This window comes from Pseudomonas sp. NPDC090208 (assembly GCF_044746785.1).
GTDB lineage: Bacteria > Pseudomonadota > Gammaproteobacteria > Pseudomonadales > Pseudomonadaceae > Aquipseudomonas.
The window spans coordinates 86,821-105,430 of record NZ_JBIVCU010000022.1; the positions used below are offsets into that span (position 1 = coordinate 86,821).

General features: G+C 61.7%; 14 protein-coding genes. 11 read left to right on the top strand and 3 right to left on the bottom strand.

What is annotated here, in order from left to right; all coding sequences use genetic code 11:
* The first annotated feature begins 34 nt into the window (after positions 1-34).
* The 3 genes from ACIPL0_RS27470 (at position 35) to cydB (ending at position 4,917) form a co-directional block, all read left to right on the top strand.
* Complete coding sequence (locus ACIPL0_RS27470) at positions 35-2,359, top strand: FdhF/YdeP family oxidoreductase (RefSeq protein ID WP_400602754.1); 2,325 nt, start codon at positions 35-37, stop codon at positions 2,357-2,359.
* A gap of 100 nt (positions 2,360-2,459) precedes the next feature.
* Positions 2,460-3,881, top strand: coding sequence for a cytochrome ubiquinol oxidase subunit I (locus ACIPL0_RS27475; protein WP_400602756.1), 1,422 nt, complete (start codon positions 2,460-2,462; stop codon positions 3,879-3,881).
* A 19-nt stretch (positions 3,882-3,900) separates the two neighbouring features.
* A complete protein-coding gene (cydB, locus tag ACIPL0_RS27480) occupies positions 3,901-4,917 on the top strand; it encodes a cytochrome d ubiquinol oxidase subunit II (RefSeq protein WP_400602758.1) in 1,017 nt (338 codons plus the stop codon).
* A gap of 164 nt (positions 4,918-5,081) precedes the next feature.
* On the opposite strand, the gene ACIPL0_RS27485 is transcribed toward cydB, so the two are convergent.
* Together ACIPL0_RS27485 and ACIPL0_RS27490 are read right to left on the bottom strand one after the other, a co-directional pair.
* The gene (locus ACIPL0_RS27485; RefSeq protein WP_400602760.1) at positions 5,082-5,522 is read right to left on the bottom strand and encodes a hypothetical protein; all 441 of its coding nucleotides are present in this window, start codon (positions 5,520-5,522) and stop codon (positions 5,082-5,084) included.
* Positions 5,523-5,526: 4 nt separating this feature from the next.
* Positions 5,527-6,288 (bottom strand): hypothetical protein, encoded by a 762-nt coding sequence (locus ACIPL0_RS27490; protein ID WP_400731630.1) that lies wholly within the window; start codon positions 6,286-6,288, stop codon positions 5,527-5,529.
* A gap of 1,052 nt (positions 6,289-7,340) precedes the next feature.
* On the opposite strand from ACIPL0_RS27490, the gene ACIPL0_RS27495 reads away from it, so the two are divergent.
* From ACIPL0_RS27495 to ACIPL0_RS27515, 5 genes are all read left to right on the top strand, one after another.
* Positions 7,341-7,886, top strand: coding sequence for a cysteine hydrolase family protein (locus ACIPL0_RS27495; RefSeq protein WP_400602764.1), 546 nt, complete (start codon positions 7,341-7,343; stop codon positions 7,884-7,886).
* Between the two features lie 293 nt (positions 7,887-8,179).
* Positions 8,180-8,803, top strand: coding sequence for a glutathione S-transferase family protein (locus tag ACIPL0_RS27500; RefSeq protein WP_400602765.1), 624 nt, complete (start codon positions 8,180-8,182; stop codon positions 8,801-8,803).
* Positions 8,804-9,092: 289 nt separating this feature from the next.
* Entirely contained in the window at positions 9,093-9,593 is a 501-nt protein-coding gene (locus ACIPL0_RS27505) for a sigma-70 family RNA polymerase sigma factor (protein WP_400602767.1), read from the top strand.
* Positions 9,594-9,642: 49 nt separating this feature from the next.
* A complete protein-coding gene (locus ACIPL0_RS27510; RefSeq protein WP_400602769.1) occupies positions 9,643-10,647 on the top strand; it encodes a FecR family protein in 1,005 nt (334 codons plus the stop codon).
* A gap of 128 nt (positions 10,648-10,775) precedes the next feature.
* Positions 10,776-13,220, top strand: coding sequence for a TonB-dependent siderophore receptor (locus ACIPL0_RS27515; protein ID WP_400602798.1), 2,445 nt, complete (start codon positions 10,776-10,778; stop codon positions 13,218-13,220).
* Positions 13,221-13,608: 388 nt separating this feature from the next.
* Here the strand turns inward: ACIPL0_RS27515 and ACIPL0_RS27520 are convergent, their stop codons facing one another.
* Positions 13,609-15,513, bottom strand: a complete 1,905-nt coding sequence (locus ACIPL0_RS27520; RefSeq protein WP_400602771.1) for a sigma 54-interacting transcriptional regulator — start codon at positions 15,511-15,513, stop codon at positions 13,609-13,611.
* Between the two features lie 240 nt (positions 15,514-15,753).
* Between ACIPL0_RS27520 and ACIPL0_RS27525 the strand changes: the two genes are divergently transcribed.
* From ACIPL0_RS27525 to ACIPL0_RS27535, 3 genes are all read left to right on the top strand, one after another.
* Positions 15,754-16,236 carry an MSMEG_0572/Sll0783 family nitrogen starvation response protein gene (locus tag ACIPL0_RS27525; protein WP_062387355.1) on the top strand — a complete coding sequence of 161 codons (483 nt, stop codon included), beginning with the start codon at positions 15,754-15,756 and terminating at the stop codon, positions 16,234-16,236.
* A 198-nt stretch (positions 16,237-16,434) separates the two neighbouring features.
* Positions 16,435-17,412, top strand: coding sequence for a Nit6803 family nitrilase (locus tag ACIPL0_RS27530; protein WP_400602773.1), 978 nt, complete (start codon positions 16,435-16,437; stop codon positions 17,410-17,412).
* Entirely contained in the window at positions 17,399-18,481 is a 1,083-nt protein-coding gene (locus tag ACIPL0_RS27535; protein ID WP_400602775.1) for an MSMEG_0568 family radical SAM protein, read from the top strand. Before ACIPL0_RS27530 ends, ACIPL0_RS27535 begins: the two co-directional genes overlap by 14 nt.
* Positions 18,482-18,610: the final 129 nt, after the last annotated feature.

The window sequence follows — 18,610 nt, forward strand, 5'->3', positions numbered from 1 at the left end:
GCGCCTGCTCGTGCGCCGATCATGGAGATATCTCATGAATCAGGTTGACCGTTACAAGCCCTATAAAGGTGCCGCCGCCGGTTGGGGGGCGCTGATTGCCGTGACCAAGAACTGGCTGGGCAGCGAGAACGCCTTCAAGAATATTCGGGCCATGCTCAAGACCAACCAGAACGGTGGTTTCGACTGCCCCGGTTGCGCATGGGGCGAGTCGCCGGAAAACGGCATGGTCAAGTTCTGCGAGAACGGCGCCAAGGCGGTCAACTGGGAAGCCACCGGGCGTAACGTCAATCCGGCGTTCTTCGCCAAATACAGCGTGTCGACACTGCTGCAGCAGACCGATTACTGGCTGGAGTATCAGGGTCGGTTGACCCATCCGATGCGTTATGACGCCGCCACCGACCATTACGTCGAAACCAGCTGGGATGACGCTTTCGCCCTGATCGCCCAACACCTCAACCGCCTCGAATCGCCGGACCATGCCGAGTTCTACACCTCGGGTCGGGCCAGCAACGAGGCGGCGTTTCTCTATCAGTTGTTCGTGCGCGCGTTCGGCACCAACAACTTCCCCGATTGCTCGAACATGTGCCACGAAGCCAGCGCGGTCGGCATGTTTGAATCGATCGGCGTGGGCAAGGGCACCGTGGTGTTCCATGACCTGGAAAAGGCCGACGCGATTTTCGTCATTGGCCAGAACCCCGGCACCAACCACCCGCGCATGCTCGAACCGCTGCGTGAAGCGGTCAAGCGCGGTGCCCAGGTGATCGTCTTCAACCCGCTCAAGGAACGCGGCCTGGAACGTTTCCAGCACCCGCAGCATCCGCTGGAAATGCTCAGCAACGGCTCCGAGCCGACCAACACCGCCTACTTCCGTCCGGCGCTGGGTGGTGACATGGCAGCCATTCGCGGCATGGCCAAGTTTCTTCTGGAGTGGGAAAAGGAAGCGCTGGCCACGGGCGGCGAGCCGGTGTTCGACCGCGAGTTCATCGCCACCCAGACCTCCGGTCTGGATGACTACCTGCGTGCCGTCGAGGCCACGCCGTGGGAGCAGATCGCCGAACAGTCGGGCATGGCGTTGAGCGACATCGAGCTGGCAGCGCGCATGTACGCCAAGGCCAAGAGCGTGATCATGTGCTGGGCCATGGGCCTGACCCAGCACACCCACTCGGTGCCGACCATTCAGGAAGTGATCAACCTGCAACTGCTGCGCGGCAACATGGGCCGTGAAGGTGCCGGGGTATCGCCGGTGCGCGGCCACAGCAACGTGCAGGGCGACCGCACCATGGGCATCAACGAGATCCCGCCGAAGTGGCTGCTCGATGCTCTGGAAAACCGCTTTCAGTTCAAGGTGCCGCGCGAAGAGGGTCACAACACCGTGACCGCGATCAAGGCCATGGAGGAGGGCGTGTCCAAGGTCTTCATCGGGCTGGGCGGCAACTTCTCCCAGGCCACTCCGGACAGCCCGCGCACCCACGCCGCGCTGCGCAACTGCGACCTCACCGTGCAGATTTCGACCAAGCTCAACCGCAGCCATCTGGTGACCGGCAAGGACGCATTGATCCTGCCGACTCTGGGCCGCACCGACATCGACATGCAGGCCACCGGCCCGCAGGGCATCACCGTGGAAGACACCTTCAGCATGGTGCACATTTCCCACGGCCAGTTGCGGCCGAAGTCGAAGCTGATGCGTTCCGAGCCTGCCATTCTCGCCGGCATCGCCAACGCCACGTTAGGCGCCAATCCGGTCGACTGGCTGTGGCTGATCGAAGACTACAGCCGCATCCGCAACCTGATCGCCGATGTCATCCCCGGCTTCAAGGATTTCAACCAGCGCCTTGAGCATCCGGGCGGTTTCCACCTCGGTAATGCCGTCGCCAACCGCGTCTGGCAGACCACCACGAAAAAGGCCCGGTTCATCCCCAGCGCCTTGCCCGAGCACCTGGTCAGCGCGGCGGTGCGCAGCCTCAAGGAAAAACCCGATCTGATCCTGCAGACCATGCGTTCCCACGATCAGTACAACACCACGCTGTACGGCCTCGACGACCGTTATCGCGGGGTCTACGGCATGCGCGAAGTGGTGTTTGCCAACGAAGAAGACATTCGCCGCCTGGGCTTCGAGCCGGGCGAGAAGGTCGACATGATTTCCCTGTGGGACGACGGTCGCGAACGGCGCGTGTCGGGCTTTACCTTGATCGCCTACGACCTGCCCAAGGGCCAGGCCGCCGCCTACTACCCGGAAACCAACCCGCTGGTGCCGCTGGACAGTTACGGCGACCGCACGTACACGCCGACCTCGAAGTTCATCGCGATCAAGTTCGCCAAAGCCAGGGCCAGCAACCTGATCGGCTCGACCGCAGCCTGATCGGCTGCAACGGGCGTCGGCCAACGACGCCCGTCCTCGTCAAACCTTTATCCGCAGACATGGCCGCAAGCCTCGCGCTTGCCACGGCAGGGGATCTCTCATGTTCAATTTGCAGGCGCTGGACCTGGCGCGAATGCAGTTCGCGTTCACCGTTTCGTTTCACATTCTGTTTCCGGCCATCACCATCGGCCTGGCCAGTTTTCTCGCCGTGCTGGAAGGGCTGTGGCTGAAAACCGACAACCCGGTCTACCGCGACCTGTATCAGTTCTGGTCGAAGATCTTCGCCGTCAATTTCGGCATGGGCGTGGTCTCCGGGCTGGTCATGGCCTATGAGTTCGGCACCAACTGGAGCGGCTTTTCCGACTTCGCCGGCAGTGTCACCGGGCCGCTGCTGACCTACGAAGTGCTCACCGCGTTTTTCCTCGAAGCCGGCTTTCTCGGCGTCATGCTGTTCGGCTGGAACCGCGTCGGGCGTGGCTTGCACTTCTTCGCCACGGTGATGGTGGCGATCGGCACGCTGATCTCGACCTTCTGGATTCTGTCGTCCAACAGCTGGATGCAGACACCCCAAGGCTTCAGCATCGTCGACGGCCGGGTGGTGCCGATGGACTGGCTGGCCATCGTGTTCAACCCGTCGTTCCCGCTCCGCCTGGCACACATGGCGATTGCCGCGTTCGTCGCCACGGCGTTCTTCGTCGGCTCGTCGGCGGCCTGGCACCTGTTGCGCGGCAACGACACCCCGCACGTGCGCAAGATGCTGTCGATGGCGATGTGGATGGCGCTGATCGTCGCGCCGATCCAGGCGGTGGTCGGTGATGCCCATGGCCTGAACACCCTGGAGCATCAACCGGCAAAAATCGCCGCTATCGAAGGGCACTGGGAAAACGTCGGCAACGAACCGACCCCGCTGGTGCTGTTCGGTCTGCCGGACATGAAAGAGGAGAAGACCAAATACGCCATCGAAGTGCCGTATCTGGGCAGCCTGATCCTCACCCACAGCCTCGACAAGCAGATCCCGGCATTGAAGTCGTTCCCGCCGGAGGACCGCCCCAACGCGACGATCATCTTCTGGAGCTTCCGCGTCATGGCTGGGCTGGGCATGTTGATGATCCTCACCGGGCTCTTGAGCCTGCTGCTGCGGCGCAAGGGTGCGCTCTATAGAAACCGTGGCTTCCTGCGTTTGGCGCTGGTCATGGGGCCGTCGGGGCTGATCGCCTTGCTCGCCGGCTGGATCACCACCGAAGTCGGCCGCCAGCCGTGGGTGGTCTACGGCCAGCTGCGCACGGCCGACGCGGTGTCGCAGCATTCGGTGGCGCAGATGAGCATCTCCCTGGCGCTGTTCGTGGTCATCTACTTCTCGGTCTTCGCCGTGGGCATCGGCTACATGATGCGCCTGGTGCGCAAGGGCCCGCAGCCACACCACGAACATCCGCCGGTCGGCGGTCCCGGCCAGTCGCGCACACCGCGCCGGCCACTGTCCGCCGTCACCGAAACGCTGACCGCCAGCGACTCCGTACACTGATAGAACAGGATCTTTACTCATGGGTATTCAAGGCATAGACCTGTCGCTGATCTGGGCCTGCATCATCGCCTTTGGCGTAGTGATGTACGTGATCATGGACGGCTTCGATCTGGGGCTGGGCATTCTGTTTCCGCTGATTCCCGACGCGCAGGAGCGCGACGTGATGATGAACACCGTCGCCCCGGTCTGGGACGGCAACGAAACCTGGCTGGTGCTCGGCGGCGCGGCGCTGTTCGGCGCCTTTCCGCTGGCCTACTCGGTGATTCTGGAAGCGCTGTACCTGCCGCTGATCCTGATGCTGGCCGGGTTGATCTTCCGCGGCGTGGCGTTCGAATTCCGCTTCAAGGCCAGCCCGGAAAAGCGTCATATCTGGGACTGGGCCTTCATCGGCGGCTCGCTGCTGGCGACCTTCTGCCAGGGCGTGGTTGGCGGCACCTACCTGTCCGGAATTGCGGTGGTCAATCGCCACTTTGCCGGCGGCTCGCTGGACTGGTTGTCACCGTTCCCGCTGTTCTGCGGCCTGGGCCTGATCGTCGCCTACGCCTTGCTCGGCAGCACCTGGCTGCTGGTCAAGACCGAAGGCATGCTGGAATCGAGAATGCGCCACTACACCCGGCCACTGGCCTTCGCCCTGGCGGGCGTGCTGGTGATCCTGTGCATATGGACGCCGATCCTGCACCCGGAAATCGGCGCCCGCTGGTTCAGCCAAGCCCACACCGTGGCCTTCGCGGTGCTGGTGATCCTCGGCCTGCTGTCGTTCGGCCTGCTGCTCAAGACCCTGAGCCTGCGCCACACCCACTGGCCATTCGTGTTCACCCTGGCGCTGGTGTTCCTCAGCTACATCGCCCTGCTGGTCAGCCTGTGGCCCAACATCATCCCGCCCTCGGTCACCCTGTGGGACGCCGCCTCGCCACCGCAAAGCCAACTGTTCGCCCTGATCGGCGCACTGTTCATCCTGCCGATCATCCTGATGTACACCTTCTGGAGCTACTACGTGTTCCGCGGCAAGGTGCGGATCGGGGATGGGTATCACTGAGAAATGAGTACGGACGGCGCGGTTGATTGAAGTCCTGTGGGAGCGAATTCATTCGCGATGCGTTATGTCAGGCGACAGATTCATGTCTGTCAGGACCGGCCTCTCGCGAATGAATTCGCTCCCACGGTGTTTGCGCGGACTGCTTCAGCCGAAGGTGTTGGTGTTCAGCGTAAACAAGGGCTTTTCCGGGTGGCCCACAATGTCCACCCTTTAAGACATTCCGAGACGACGAGCAGTACCAACATCAACGCAGTACCGTATCGAACGGCGGGATTGCCACCCATGAACAGTATTGAAACGGAGGGTACGAACAGCAAGAGTCGCAGCGGTATTTGCAGCCCTGCGAGCCATCTTGCGATGTGCCATTTTCCTAGAAACAGGATGCTGCTTATGATCATTGAAAGATCCAGAGCCCAACTGAATGACGCCAGAACCTGAGTGCCAATATCTCGGCCTGCCAGTATTTCCATGCTATTCCGAAAATCTTCGATATAAGGCACTCTGCTGTGAAGCACGCTGTAGATGATATAGCGCACAACGTAGAGTGCATCGAAGATCCCCCACATCAACCAGGTTCGACCGGCGTTAGCCATCATGTCAGGCAAGACATCAATCCTCTTTCAATTCGTAAATCACATCGGCCGTTACGGGTTGCCAGTGCCAGGAACTACCGGATATCTGCCAGTCGTCATTCCCTTCCAGATACTGCTGCTTGATCTTGCGCAGCTCTCCAAATTCACGGATCACCGACTTGTGGGCCAGGTGGAGTTGGTCATCTGTGAGTGGCTGCCATTCCTGGATGACCGTGCGGGATGTGTTGGCGTAGTCCTTTCCGTCAGATCCAAATGCGCGGCCTTCGTCGCCCATCGAGGTCAGGCGGTTTGCCAGGAACACCGCAGAGTTTTTGATGCCGTCGTAATCAATCTCTTTTGTCACCCATCTGCCCGGACCTTTTTTATCGTTAATTGGAGGGCGCTCGGATGCCTCATCGATGTACGGGCGTGGCGTCATTAGTGGTGACGGCTGAGAAGGCGATAGCAATCCACATGCGCCGATATGGTCAGTCCATGGAGACCGTTTGCCGGTGATGTGCGCGTACTTGCCAGATGTATCCTCACTCAGAGGGCTAAAGGGATCGCGCGTCGCCAACAGCCAGTCGCCACGGCGTATTTTTTCAAGAACGCGTTTAACAGGAATATGGTTGCCGCATTCGTGTCTAAGGCGGCACTCCCTGATTAGGTCATTAAGTCCATAGATGTCTCTTTGGCCATAGAGTGATCTTTCTATTTTTGATACAGCAAAAAAAGGAGCCTCGATATCTTTCAGATCATATTCTGCGATTCTGTTTCTGGGGGATGACTCTCGATCCAATCATTGGCGACGTCCTGTTGCTCAAATTAAGAGTCGGTTTATTAGCAGTTGTGTGCTGTTCCAAGAATCAGAAGGTGCTTCTTTTTTTGTAGGAATTGTCCTTGGCTAATAGGTGTGCTGATGGGTATGAGCTGAGCGCTATGGAGGGTGTGATTCAATGAGGTCCTGTGGGAGCGGGGTCTTGGCATGGCAACACAACCGGAATGATCACTGCCTGTCTGTAGGAGCTGGCTTGCCCTGCGACCGGCGAGGCACTCGTCGTAAAAACGGTGAGCGCGGTGTGTCAGAAATGCATAGTCGTCAGGGTTAACGACTGCTACGCAGCCGGTCGCAGGACAAGCCAGCTCCTGCAGGGGATTGCGTTCGGCCAGACAGATCGGACGTTAGTCCGCCTCGCAGAGATTTTGATTTTGATGTTGGGGCCCCGTTCCAGAAGGCCGAACGCAGGCGATGCGCAGTGGCGCCGAGCGGCATGGATGCCGCGAGAGCCGCGTGGGCCATGGATGGCCCATTCGCGGCGTGCCCACGGAGCATTGCCGGAGTGAGGGTACACCGAGCATTAGCGAGGTGCCGTATGGCGGGGTAGAAAGCCCTTGGTTACTTGGGGCTTTTCCAAGTAACTCGCCGTCAGGCGAAACAGGCTGCGTTAGCAGACTCAGCAATCAAAATGACACACCGCGTGCACAGGTTTTACGACGACTTCGTCGCCGATCGCAGGACAAGCCAGCTCCTACAGGGGGGCGCGTAACTCGCCGCCAGGCGAAACAAGGCTGCGTTAGCAGACTCGGCGGAGTGTCAGACAAGCCAAGCAGGTTTTACGACGACTCCGGTCGGACGCGACCCCGGCGCGCTCGCAGGGCAAGCCAGCTCCTACAAAGGGTTTGCGTAACGTGCCGAAGGCGAACAGGCCGTGTGGTTGGCGTTTCAGTTTCTGCAATGATCAATTGCCTGTTCATGGGGTTCATTGAACAACCGGTAACGGTGATCATCCTCGCATCGGACCGTCCTGCCTGGTCGGTCGTTGGCTTTTCATGCGCTTAACGGAGATCCCCATGAGCAACACAGCACTGATCGTCGTCGACATCCAGAACGACTACTTCCCCGGCGGCAAATGGCAGCTGAACGGTATCGAAGCCGCTGCCGACAACGGCGCGCGCATCATCGTCGACGCCCGCCGCAAGGGCGATCTGGTGATCCACATTCGCCACGAAACCCCGTCGCCCGACGCGCCATTCTTCGTACCGGGCAGTGACGGCGCGCAACTGCACCCCAAGGCGGCTGCGCAGGGCGACGAGCAGGTGATCCTCAAGCACTTCATGAACCCGTACCGCGAAACCGAACTGCTGAACATCCTCAAGGCGCGCAAGATCGAGAACGTCACCGTAATCGGCAACATGAGCCACATGTGCATCGACGCCGTGACCCGTTCCTCCGACGATTTCGGCTTCAAGACCACCGTGATCCACGACGCCTGCGCCACTCATGATCTGGAATTTAACGGCGTGACCGTGCCTGCCGCGCAGGTGCATGCGGCGTTCATGGCGGCGCTGCGTTTCGGTTACGCCAAAGTCGTGTCTGCTGATGAGTTCATTGGCTGATAGCGCGCCGTTGCGGGTTTGAGCCTCGCCGGGAACGGCAACTCTCGCGCGCACTTGTGGGAGCCGGCTTGCTGGCGAAAGCGTCAGTTCAGACACCACTCGGTTGACTGATCCGACGCCTTCGCCAGCAAGCCGGCTCCTTCGGCCTTTGGCCAGAATCAAAAGCGTCGCGTCAGGCGCATCCCTTGGCCGTCCGGCCTGAACGACCAACGGTCGCTTTTTTGCAGCTGGCACTGTGCATCTGCCGGGCTGGGCTACAGTGCAAGCTCCCCTCTAATGTTGGAGCGATCGTCATGAGTCTCACACTCTACGGTTTCAACGGCAGTCCCTACGTGCGCACGGTCAAGATGCTGCTCAAGGAGAAAGGCGCGAACTTCGATCAGGTCCCGGTCAATGTCATGACAGGCGAGCCGCACCAGCCCGCGCATCTGGCCCGTCATGCTTTCGGCAAGGTGCCGGTGATCGATCACGACGGCTTCAGGGTGATCGAAACCAGCGCTATCACCGCCTATCTGGATGAAGTGCTGCCCGGCACTTCGCTGACCCCCGACAACGCCCGCGACCGCGCCCGCTCGCACATGGCCCAGGGTATCTACGATTCCTACGGCTACGGGTCGATGGCCCAGGTGTTCGGCTATTACCTGTTTCCCGATTTCATCGGCGGCCAGAACGACGAGGCCCTGGCCAAGGGCATCGAAAAGTCGCGGCTGGTGCTGAGCGAAATCATGAAGATCAAGGGCGGCGACCCATTCATCGCCGGCAAGGCGTTGAGCATCGGCGACCTGTATCTGGCGCCGGCCTGCGCCTACCTGTCGATGGTGCCGGATGCCGGGAAAGTGTTCGCCATCGACGGTTTCGCCGACTGGTGGGAGCGCATGCAGGCGCTGCCAAGCTATCAGTCGACGCCGCCGCAGTAAGGCATTCTTTTCCGTTTTGAGCGGCCAACCTGAATCTGTGGGAGCGTGGCTTGCCTGCGAAGATGCCAGAACAGACGCTGCGAAGTTGTCTGACAAATCGCCTTCGCGGGCAAGCCACGCTCCCACCGGATTTGTGTTGATCACACCCCCGCAGGTGAATAGGCCAAACAGACCGCTCCCATACACGACCATGGTCTATCCCACTCAGCGGATGACTGTCTCCCGCACATTGCGACCTCTAATACGAAGCATTACTATTCGCGACCTCCACCCCAGAACCCCGTTCCCCATGACTCTCAAGCTGCCACGCAGTAAAGGCTTTCTTGATCATTACGAAGAGCTCGTGGGCACCTGGACCCGGCGTCTGAAGAATCGTCATCAGGCTGAAGACCTGACCCATGACGCCTTCGTCCGGGTCCTGGAAGCGGGCGGGGCCAGCGTCGAGCAGCCGCGTGCCTACCTGCACAGGACCGCCCGCAATATCGCGGTCGACACCTGGCGTCGGGAAGACCGGCGCAGCGAGCTGGAATTCGACTCCCTCGACAGTTCAGCCGGCCACGCAGGTGACCCGGAGGCGTTCATGCATGCCCTTCAACTGGCCGACTCCGTGGAGCGGGCGCTGGCCGAGTTGCCGCTCAATTGCCGCAAGGTGTTCGTCTGGCAGAAGCTTGAAGGGCTGACGCAGCTGGAGATTGCCGAGCGCCTGGGCTTGAGCAAGAACATGGTGGAGAAGTATATGATTCGCACACTTCGCCACTTGCGTGACCGCTTGGACGCTTCGGCGCCATGAAGCATCGTCACCGGGCGCTGGCCCGCCTTTCATCAGATCAGGACATTTCATGACGACGGACCGTGAATGCACATGCGGTGCAGAGGCTGTACGCGACCAGGCGGCGTTCTGGTTCAGCCGCACCCGCGACAGCGAACTGCCCGCCGAGGAAAACGACAGTTTCCAGGCCTGGCTGGCCGAACATGATCAGCATGCCCATGAATTTCGCCTGCTGCAGAGCCTGTGGGGCGCCGCCGAGCTGTTGCCGCGCGAGCGCCTGCAAGCCTTGTGCGAGGCCGACGAGCCGGTTCCGTTGCGGGCCGCGCCGAAAGCGGCCCGTGGCACGTTCTTTCGCTATGCCGTGGCTGCCAGTCTGGTGGCGATGGTGGTGGGCGGCGGGCTGTGTTTCGGCCTCAACCGCGAGCCCGATTACAGCGCCGAATTCGCCACTGTGCTGGGCGAGCGGCGCCAGGTAGCGTTGCCGGACGGTTCGGTGGTCGATCTCAATGGCCGTACGCGGATGAAAGTGCATTTCTTCGAGCGCAGCCGGCAGATCGAACTGACCCAGGGCGAAGCCATGTTCAGCGTCGAGCACGACACCTCGCGGCCTTTCGTGGTGCAGACCGGCAACGGTTCGGTGACGGTCACTGGCACCCGTTTCGACGTCCGGCGCGACAGCGCGCAGACGCTGGTGGCGGTGGAGTCCGGCACGGTCAAGGTCAAGGGGCGTGGCGATCAGCAGGGCAACCAGGTGACGCTGACGGCCGGGCTGGGGTCGAGCATCGATGCGTCCGGCACGGTCGCGCCTGCCAGCTCGGTCAACACGGCCGCGATCACCGCCTGGCGCGGCGGCAAGCTGGTGTTCGACAACGCCACCCTTGGCGATGTGGCGCGGGAAGTGTCGCGCTACCGCGAGAAACCGCTGCACGTTGCCGCTGGCAAGGCAGAAAATCTGCGCCTGACCAGCGTGTTCAAATCCGACGACACGGATGCTCTGGTCCGGGCCTTGCCGAGCATTTTGCCGGTGGCGGTGCGGACCCTGGCCGACGGCAGTCAGGAAATTTTTTCGCGATAGATTCAGGTTTTTTTCGAGCTCTTCGTCTTCTTGTCCAACTGCGATTGCTTAGCATTTAGATAAGCGCAGCCTTCGGACTTTTCAGGACAAGACTCGACGTGAAAAACAATAGACTCAACGCGCTCCAATTGGCTGTCAGTCGTACGCTTCCCGCACCGCAATCTTCCCGCCTGCTGCCTTGGGTGCTGGCGCTGGCCGTCGGTGCCGTCGCCACTAACAGCTATGCCGAAGGTGCGCCCACGGCCATCCACATTCAGGCGCAGTCGCTGGGCGCCGCGTTGAGTCAACTGGGTCAGCAGACCTCCCTGCAATTGTTCTTCAGCCCCGATCTGGTCGCCGGCAAACAGGCCCCGGCCGTCGATGGCAACCTGTCGCCGGAGCAGGCGCTGCGTACGTTGCTCAAGGGCAGCGGGCTGGACTACGAAATGTCCGCCGACACCGTGGTGCTCAAGCCGGCCGGCAGCAGCGCCGACGCCACCCCAGGCAGCATGGAAATCGCGCCGATGCAGGTCAGCGTGGTCGGTGACTGGCTCGGTGATGCCGATCAGGCCGTGGTGCAGAACCACCCTGGCGCACGCACCGTGGTCCGTCGTCAGGCCATGGTCGAGCAGGGCGCGCAGAACGTCGGCGACGTGCTGCGACGGATTCCCGGTGTGCAGGTGCAGGAATCCAACGGCACCGGCGGCAGCGACATTTCCCTCAACGTTGGTGTGCGCGGTCTGACGTCGCGTCTGTCGCCACGCTCCACCGTGCTGATCGATGGCGTGCCGGCGGCGTTCGCTCCGTATGGCCAGCCGCAACTGTCGATGGCGCCGATTTCTTCGGGCAACCTCGACAGCATCGACGTGGTGCGCGGTGCCGGTTCCGTACGTTACGGGCCGCAGAACGTCGGCGGGGTGATCAACTTCGTGACCCGGGCGATTCCGGAAAAACTCACCGGTGATCTGTCCAGCACCATCGAAACCAGCCGCCACGGCGGTTACAAGAACATGGAAACCATGTTCATCGGCGGCACCGCCGACAACGGTCTGGGCGCGGCGTTGCTGTACTCCACCGTCAACGGTTCCGGCTACCGCTCCAGCAACAACGACAACGATATCGACGACGTGCTGCTCAAGACCCACTGGGCGCTGACCGAGCAGGACGATCTGTCGGTGAACTTCCATTACTACGACGCCAAGGCCGACATGCCCGGCGGCCTGACCCAGAAGCAGTTCGACGCCAACCCGTACCAGTCGGACCGCGATTACGACAACTTCAGCGGCCGGCGCAAGGACATCTCCATCAAGTACAAGCGCCAGATCGACGAGTCGACCCAGGCCGAAGTGCTGACCTACTACACCGACAGTTTCCGCGGCAGCAACATCGCGGCGCGCGACCAGAAAACCCTCGGCTCGTTCCCGCGTACCTACCACACCTTTGGCATCGAGCCGCGGGTGTCCCATGTGCTGGACCTCGGCCCGACCACGCAGGAAGTCAGCGTCGGCGCGCGTTACCTGAAAGAGGCCATGCACGAGCAGGCGTCGCGCCTGGGCCTGGTCAACAACACCCCGGTGGTGATTCCGGGCTCCGACGGCCATGTCTATCAGGACCGCACCGGCGGCACCGAGGCCACGGCGTTCTACATCGACGACAAGATCGACGTCGGCAAGTGGACCATCACCCCGGGCATTCGCTTCGAGCGCATCAGCACCGACTGGCACGAGCGCCCGGTGCTCGGCACCAACGGCGTGCGCGTGCAGGAGAAGGACCGCAGCGTCAACAACAACGAGCCGCTGCCGGCGCTGAGCGTGATGTACCACCTCTCGGACGAGTGGAAACTGTTCGCCAATTACGCGGAGTCGTTCGGCAGCCTGCAGTACTTCCAGTTGGCGCAGGGCGGCATCGGCAACGACACCGCCAACGGCCTGCAGCCGGAAAAGGCCAAGACCTACGAACTTGGCACCCGTTATGACAACGGCACCTGGGGCGGCGAGCTGACCGCGTTCTACATCGACTTCGATGACGAATTGCAATACATCAGCAACGACGTGGGCTGGACCAATCTCGGCGCGACCAAGCACCAGGGCATCGAAGCCTCGGCGCATTACGACCTCAGCGCGCTGGATGCCCGCCTGGCCGGCCTGACCGCCAACGCCGGTTTCACCTACACCCGTGCCACCTATGAAGGCGACATTCCCGGCTTCAAGGGCCGCGACCTGCCGTTCTATTCGCGTCAGGTGGCGACCGTCGGCCTGCGTTACGAAGTCGACCGCTGGACGTACAACATCGACGGTTATGCCCAGTCCAAGCAGCGCGCACCGGGCACTGGCACCAACGCCGATGGCAGTTTCAACGGCAACTACATCACCGAACCGTCCGCCGACGGCCAATACGGCAACATCCCCGGTTATGTGACCTGGAACCTGCGCGGCGCCTACGACTTCGGCAAGCAGTTCTCCAACCTGAAGCTGGGCGCGGGCGTGAAAAACGTCTTCGACCACCAGTACTTCACCCGCTCCAGCGACAACAACGCGGGCATCTACCTGGGCCAGCCACGGACGTTCTTCGTCCAGGCCAGTGTCGGGTTTTGATGGTTTAGTGGTTACGCGCTTTATGTAGGAGCTGGCTTGCCCTGCGAGCGGCGGGGAGCCCGTCGTAAAACCTCAGAATGCGGTTTGCCTGAAACACCGCATTTACCGGGTTTACGACTGCTTCGCAGCCGCTCGCAGGACAAGCCAGCTCCTACAGGTTTTGTGTTGGTTGTTCCGTAGCAGTCCGGCTTGCCGGCGGTGGCGATTTCGAGGGCGCTGACGCTGGCAAGCCAGGCTGCTACGGGGCAGCGAACACCGCTGCTTCTGATTCTGGCCGAAGGCCGTGGGAGCCGGCTTGCTGGCGAAAGCGTTGGATCAGTGACATTGAAGTCGACTGACACAACGGTTCGCCAGCAAGCCGGCTCCTACAGAGGGTTGAGGCGCACCTTCAAATCACCTCGATCCCCAACCGCTTGAGCCGCGACGCCAGTGTCGTTGGCTTCACCCCCAACAATTCCGCTGCGCCGCCTTTGCCGAACAACTTGCCCTTCGCGGCCTTGAGGGCAGCTTGCAGGTTGTTGCGCTCCAGCTCATGCATCTGTGCTTCGGTAAGAAAGCCGCCCACGGGCAGCGCCCCGGCATTACCGCTGTCCACGGTCTTCGCCTCATCGGGCAAATCGAGATTGAGATCGGCGCCAGTCGACGTGATCAGCGCGCGTTCGATGACGTTCTGCAATTCGCGAATATTGCCCGGCCACGAATAACGCTGCAGCCGCTCGATATCGCTATTGCGCAGGCGTCGCCCGGGCATGTTCAGGCGTTTGCCGACCTGTTTGAGAAAGTGCGCGGCCAGCGGCGCGATGTCCATCGGCCGGTCGCGCAGGGCAGGGGACTGGATCGGGAACACGTTGAGGCGAAAGTACAGATCCTCACGGAAATGCCGGGCGCCGACTTCCTGTCTGAGATCGCGATTGGTCGCCGCAATGATGCGCACGTCGACCTTGCGCGTGCACTCTTCGCCGACCCGTTCGAACTGGCCCTCCTGCAACACCCGCAACAATTTGCTTTGCAGCTCCAGGGGAATCTCGCCGATCTCGTCGAGAAACAACGTCCCGCCATCGGCCAGCTCGAAACGGCCGACCCGATCACGCACCGCGCCGGTGAACGCGCCGCGAATGTGGCCGAAGAATTCGCTCTCGAAAAGCTCGGTGGGAATCGCCGCGCAGTTGACCCGGATCAGCGGGTGGGCGCTACGGCGGCTGGCCTGGTGAATGGCGCGGGCGATCAGTTCCTTGCCGGTGCCGGATTCGCCGTTGATCAACACACTCGCATCGGTCGGCGCGACCACGTCGATCTGCTTGATGATCTTCAGGATCGGCGCACTCTGCCCGACGATTTCGCGGAAGTTGTGCTCGATGTGGATTTCTTCCTGCAAGTAGGCGTTCTGCTCCTCAAGGCGCTGTTTGAGCACCTTGAGTTCGTCCAGCGCGGTCTGTAGTTGGCTTTCGGTGCTGCGCCGTTCGGTGATGTCGCGAAACACCACCACGGCCCCGGCGATGCGGCCGTCGGAGATCACCGGCGTGCTGGTGAATTCCACCGGGAAAAAGCTGCCGTCGCGGCGCCAGAACACCTCCTGCCGACCCTCATGCACCACGCCGTCGTGCACGGCCTTGTAGATCGGGCAGTCCTCCACCGGGTAGTGGCTGCCGTCTTCGTGGCTGTGGTGATGAATGCGGTGGATGTTCTTGCCGATCATGTCTTTCACCTCCCAGCCGAGCATGCGCGCGCCGGCCGGGTTGACGAAGGTCGCCAGGCCCTCGCTGTCGATGGCGTAGATGCCGTCGCCCACTGAACTGAGCAGCAACTGGTTGTCGCGCTCGGACTCCTGAAACAGGTTGAGGATGTTGCGCCATTCGATCAGGCCGCCGCGCATGGTCCGTTCGGTGTGGGCCTGGTCCTGCTGGTACTTCTGCTGGCTGGCTTCGCGCATCACCAGGATCAATTGCGGGCTGCCTTTGACTTGCAGCGTGGTCGCCGAGATTTCCAGCTCGATGCGTTCGCCGGTCTTGATGTTGCAACTCAGATCGTCGGTCCAGCCGCGCCCTTTGTCCATCACCGCCTGGGTGAACACGATCAGGTCCGCCAACTGATGGCCGAACAGCTTGCTCACCGGCAGTTCCAGCAATTCCTGACGCGGATAGCCGAGCAGCTTGCAGGCGGCGATGTTGAGGTCGCCGAAATGGTCGGAAAACGGGTCGAGCAGGGCGATGGCTTCGGCGCAGTGCTCGAACACCATGTGCCGCGACGAGTACGCCAGGTCGGCCCAGCCAATCAGTGAATCCGGCTCGTTCATCGCTACGAAATCTCGTGGTTTGTCAGTACGAAGAATCGTAGTTCTACGGGAATGCGTAGTGCGCCGAAAGCATCAGACGGTCGACAAAAAACAGGATCAGATAGGGATCTTCCGTGAAATCAGCAGGTTAGCGCATCGTCGAAACCGATTTTATTTTCTGGCACGGCGTTCGCTCTATCAGGTTGTCACCCGGTGATCGATCCAGACCACCGACAACACCTGAGAGAACGGAGCGACGACATGCCAAGCGTAGACATCAACCACTATCAAGACGGCGACTTCCTGGTCAATTACGAAGAGAAGGTCTTCGAGGACGTCAAAGCCGAGCCGGGCGAAAAAGCCCTGCTGACCTTCCACACCATCGCGTTCGAAGGGTCGATCGGTCTGGTCAACATGCTGCAGGCCAAGCGCCTGCTGCGCAAAGGCTTCGAAACCAAAGTGCTGCTGTACGGACCGGGCGTGCAACTGGGTGTGCAGCGCGGCTTCCCGACTCTGGGCGCCGAAGCGTTTCCTGGCCATCTGGCGGTGAACAACCAGATCAAGGCGTTCATGGCCGAGGGCGGCGAAGTGTACGCCTGCCGTTTCGCTCTGCAGGCGCTGTACGGCCAGACCGAAAAAGCGCTGATCGAAGGCATCCGCCCGATCAACCCGCTGGACGTCATGGACCTGCGCCTGCTGATGCGCCGCGAAGGCGCGATGATCATCGATACCTGGACGGCGTAAGCCCCGACAGCGCCGATTGGGCAGGCTGACGCCAATCCTTGTGGGAGCGGATTTATCCGCGAGAGGCCGGTACATCCGACGCAACCTTGTCGCCCGTACGCCTTCGCGAATGAATTCGCTCCCACAGAAATCGCGTCCGGCGACGTATCTATGAATGCCTGCCGCCAACAATTAACGCCTGATCAGGACACACCCGCCATGACCACCATCCGCGCCGCCGCCGTTCAGTTCAGCCCCGTGCTGTACTCCCGCGAAGCCACCGTCGCCAAGTTGTGCGACACCTTGCTCGCACTGGGTCGCGAGGGTGTGCAGTTCGCGGTTTTTCCGGAAACCGTGGTGCCGTACTACCCCTATTTTTCCTTCGTCCAACCGCCGTTCGCGATGGGCAAGGAACACCTGCAACTGCTGGAACAGTCGGTCAGCGTACCGTCCGATGTCACCCGGCAGATCGGCGAGGCCTGCCGTGAAGCGGGCATCGTCGCCGCCATCGGCGTCAACGAGCGCGAAGGCGGCACGATCTACAACGCGCAACTGCTGTTCGACGCCGACGGCACGTTGATTCAACACCGGCGCAAGATCACCCCGACCTACCACGAACGCATGGTCTGGGGGCAGGGCGACGGCTCCGGTCTGCGCGCCATTGACAGCGCCGTGGGCCGCATCGGCTCGCTGGCCTGCTGGGAGCATTACAACCCGCTGGCCCGTTACGCCCTGATGGCCGACGGCGAACAGATTCACGTGGCGATGTTCCCCGGCTCGCTGGTCGGCGACATTTTCGCCGAACAGATCGAAGTCACCATTCGCCACCATGCGCTGGAATCCGGCTGCTTCGTGGTCAACGCCACTGCCTGGCTCGATGCCGACCAGCAAGGCCAGATCATGCAGGACACCGGTTGTGCCCTCGGGCCGATCTCCGGTGGTTGCTTCACCGCCATCGTTTCGCCGGAAGGCAAATTGCTCGGCGAGCCGCTGCGCAAGGGCGAGGGCTGGGTCATCGCCGACCTGGACCTGAAGCTGATCGACAAGCGCAAACGCATGATGGATTCGGTCGGTCATTACAGCCGCCCGGAGCTGCTCAGCCTGCTGATCGACCGCACGCCGACCGCCAAACTGCATGAGCGCAGCGCGCACCCGATGCTGCCGGTTCGTGAGGAGCTCGACCATGCAAACCAATGAGCTGCTCGCCGAACTGCAATGCCACGGCGTGCGCTGGCCCGCTGCGCAGAATGGCCTGTCGCGGCAGGGCGGTGCCGGGCCGTCCGACCACAAGGCGCTGACGTTCGGCAGCCGGACCATGATGGTGCCGATCCTCAATCAGGCCTCGCAAAGCTCGCCCTATCAGGCGCAGCCCAGTGTCGATGGCAGCGAGGCGCTGATCTTCCGCGAAGGCGTGCAGGTCGGTCAGGTGAAGATGCCTGGCGTGCCGAACTTCTACGGCCTGAGCACCGCCGACGGCATTCCGTACTGGAAGATCGCCACCCTGCACAGCGCCGACGTGCTGGCGACCACTGTGTTGCAGCACTGCATCCGCTTCAACGATCGCAGCACTTCCTGTCAGTTCTGCGCCATCGGCCAGTCGCTGGCGGCGGGCAAGACCATCGCCCGCAAGCGCCCGCAGCAGTTGGCTGAAGTGGCGAAAGCGGCGGTGGAGCTGGACGGCGTCAAACACATGGTGATGACCACCGGCACGCCGCAGACGCTCGACCGAGGCGCGGCGATTCTGTGTGAGTCGGCAGCGGCGGTGACGGCCGCGGTGGACCTGCCGATCCAGGCGCAATGCGAGCCGCCGGACGACGACCGCTGGTTCCAGCGTCTGGCCGACAGCGGCGTGGTGTCGCTGGGCATGCACCTGGAAGCGGTCACCGACGACGTGCGCCAGCGGATCATGCCGGGCAAGGCCGAAGTGCCGCTGAGTCGTTATTTCGAGGCGTTTGAAGCGGCGGTGAAGGTGTTCGGTCGCGGCCAGGTCAGCACCTACATCCTCGCCGGATTGGGCGACAGCGAGAGTGCAATCGTCGACATGAGCGAACGCCTGAGCGCGTTGGGCGTGTACCCGTTCGTGGTGCCGTTCGTGCCCATTGACGGCACGCCGCTGGCCCATCACCCGAAACCCGACAGCGCGATGATGGCCCGGCTCTATCCGCAGATCGGCGCCAGCCTGCGTCGCCACGGCCTGCACTCCGAACAGATCAACGCCGGCTGCGCCAAGTGCGGTGCCTGTTCGGCGTTGAAGAATTACGAATAGCCCACGGGCTGGTGTAGGAGTGAGCTTGCTCGCGATAGCAGATTGACAGACGCCATTGCGGTGCCGGTGCGGACGCAATCGCGGGCAAGCGCGCTCCTACAGGCGGTATTCATTTCACGGGAGACGGAT